Origin of the sequence: Arthrobacter sp. TB 26 (assembly GCF_000427315.1) — a bacterium.
In the GTDB taxonomy this organism is placed as follows: Bacteria; Actinomycetota; Actinomycetes; order Actinomycetales; family Micrococcaceae; genus Arthrobacter.
On the sequence record NZ_AUPJ01000509.1, the window covers coordinates 1 to 2561 of the forward strand.

Genomic DNA, 2561 nt, shown 5'->3' on the forward strand with positions numbered 1-2561 from the left:
CGTGGCGACATCCGTCCGGGAGGTCATGACGAAGGTGTAATAAACGCGCGCGCCAGTGCGCCGAGTCAATTAGTAACCCTGCTTACCAGTAGTCTATCTAGAGAAATTTCGCCACGCACGAGGAGTACACATGGAAGTCTGGCCCGGAACGGCTTACCCGCTGGGAGCCACCTTTGACGGCACCGGCACCAATTTTGCCCTGTTCAGCGAACGCGCCGAGCGGGTGGAGCTGTGCATCCTTGCTGATGATTTGAGCGAGACGCGGATTGAGCTGACCGAGGTGGACGGCTACGTGTGGCACTGCTACCTGCCGCAGATCCAGCCGGGACAGAAGTACGGCTACCGCGTCCACGGCCCGTACGAACCCGAACACGGAAACCGCTTCAACCCCAACAAACTGCTGATGGACCCCTACGCCAAGGCCGTCCAGGGCCAGATCGACTGGGACCCGGCGCTCTTCACCTACGAATTCGGCGACCCCGACTCCCGCAACGACGCCGACTCGGCGCCGCACACCATGCACGGCGTGGTCATCAACCCGTTCTTCGAGTGGGACGGCGATCGCCAGCTGCGGATCCCCTACCACCAGTCGGTCATCTACGAGGCCCACGTCAAGGGCCTGACCGAGCTCCACCCGGAAATTCCCGAAGAGCAGCGCGGCACGTATGCCGGCGTCTCGCACCCCGCGGTCATTGAGCACCTCAAGAAGCTCGGCGTCACCGCGATCGAACTCATGCCCGTGCACCAGTTCGTCAATGACGGCACGCTCGAGGAGAAGGGCCTCAACAACTACTGGGGCTACAACACCATCGGCTTCTTCGCGCCGCAGAACACCTACAGCTCCTCCGGCGACGTCGGGCACCAGGTCCAGGAGTTCAAGGCCATGGTCCGGGATCTGCACAAGGCCGGCATCGAGGTGATCCTGGATGTCGTCTACAACCACACCGCCGAAGGCAACCACCTCGGCCCCACACTGTCGTTCAAGGGCATCGACAACCAGGCCTACTACCGGCTGGTCGACGACGACCTGAAGCACTACATGGACTACACCGGCACCGGAAACTCCCTGAACGTCCGGCACCCGCACTCGCTCCAGCTGCTGATGGACTCCCTGCGCTACTGGGTGACGGAAATGCACGTCGACGGCTTCCGCTTCGACCTCGCCTCCACGCTGGCCCGCGAGTTCTACGACGTCGACAAGCTGTCCACTTTCTTCGAACTCATCCAGCAGGACCCGATCGTCTCCCAGGTCAAGCTGATCGCCGAGCCGTGGGACATCGGCCCGGGAGGCTACCAGGTGGGCAACTTCCCGCCGCAGTGGACCGAGTGGAACGGAAAATACCGCGACACGGTCCGCGACTTCTGGCGCGGCGAGCCCTCGACGCTGGGCGAATTCGCGTCCCGCCTGACCGGCTCGGCCGACCTCTACGAAAGCTCTGCCCGGCGCCCGGTGGCCTCGATCAACTTCGTCACGGCCCACGACGGCTTCACCATGCGCGACCTCGTGTCCTACAACGAGAAGCACAACGACGCCAACGGCGAAGGCAACAATGACGGCGAATCGCACAACCGCTCCTGGAACTGCGGCGAGGAAGGGGACACGGACAACGACCACGTCCTGACCCTCCGCGCCCGCCAGCAGCGCAACTTCATCGCGACCCTGCTGCTCTCGCAGGGCGTCCCGATGCTGCTGCACGGCGACGAACTCGGCCGCACGCAGCAGGGCAACAACAACACCTATTGCCAGGACTCCGAGCTGAGCTGGATCCACTGGGACGCGATGGACCAGCCGCTGGTGGAGTTCACCGCCGTCGTCAACAAGATCCGCCACGACCACCCGACCTTCCGGCGCAGCCGCTTCTTCGACGGCCGCCCCGTGCGCCGTGGCGAGGGCGAGAAGCTGCCGGACATCGTCTGGCTGAAAACGGACGGCACCGAAATGCTCCCGGAGGACTGGGACAGCGGCTTCGGCCGGACCATCGGCGTGTTCTACAACGGGCACGGCATCCAGGAGCAGGACTCCCGCGGTCGCCGGATCACCGACGACAGCTTCGTGCTGTGCTTCAATGCCCACGACGACGACGTGGACTTTGCGCTGCCGACCGAGGAGTACTCACGGTTCTGGGACGTCCTCGTGGACACCGCGGACCAGACCGACACCGAAGAACCGCTCAAGGCCGGCTCCGTGGTGAAACTGGCTGCGAAGTCGATGGTGGTGCTCCGGGCGCACTCCGGCCCCGAGGTGGAAGTGGACTACTCCGCAGCTGCTTCGCTGGCCTCCATGGCCGAGCACGAGGAAGCCCACGAGGAGATGGTGGAGGCCCAGGAGGAGGCCGCCGCAACCAGCGCCGCGAAAGCCACCGCTAAATGAGGACCCCCGTCTCCACCTACCGGCTGCAGATCCGGCCCGGCTTCACCCTGCAGGATGCTGCCGAGACGGTGCCTTACCTGAAGTCGCTCGGCGTGGACTGGATCTACCTCTCGCCGATCCTGACCGCGGAAAAAGGCTCGGACCACGGCTATGACGTCACCGACCCCTCCGCGATCGACCCGGACCGCGG

Annotated in this window: 1 protein-coding gene and 1 pseudogene (1 of these 2 running past the window's edge); both read left to right on the top strand. The window is 64.5% G+C overall.

The genetic code is table 11. The features are described 5' to 3' along the window. The first annotated feature begins 130 nt into the window (after window positions 1–130). A complete protein-coding gene (glgX, locus tag K789_RS0120175; RefSeq protein ID WP_024368332.1) occupies window positions 131–2371 on the top strand; it encodes a glycogen debranching protein GlgX in 2241 nt (746 codons plus the stop codon). After that, window positions 2368–2561 (top strand): annotated as a pseudogene (gene treY, locus K789_RS23670) (malto-oligosyltrehalose synthase) (it continues 2142 nt past the right edge of the window). Before glgX ends, treY begins: the two are co-directional and overlap by 4 nt.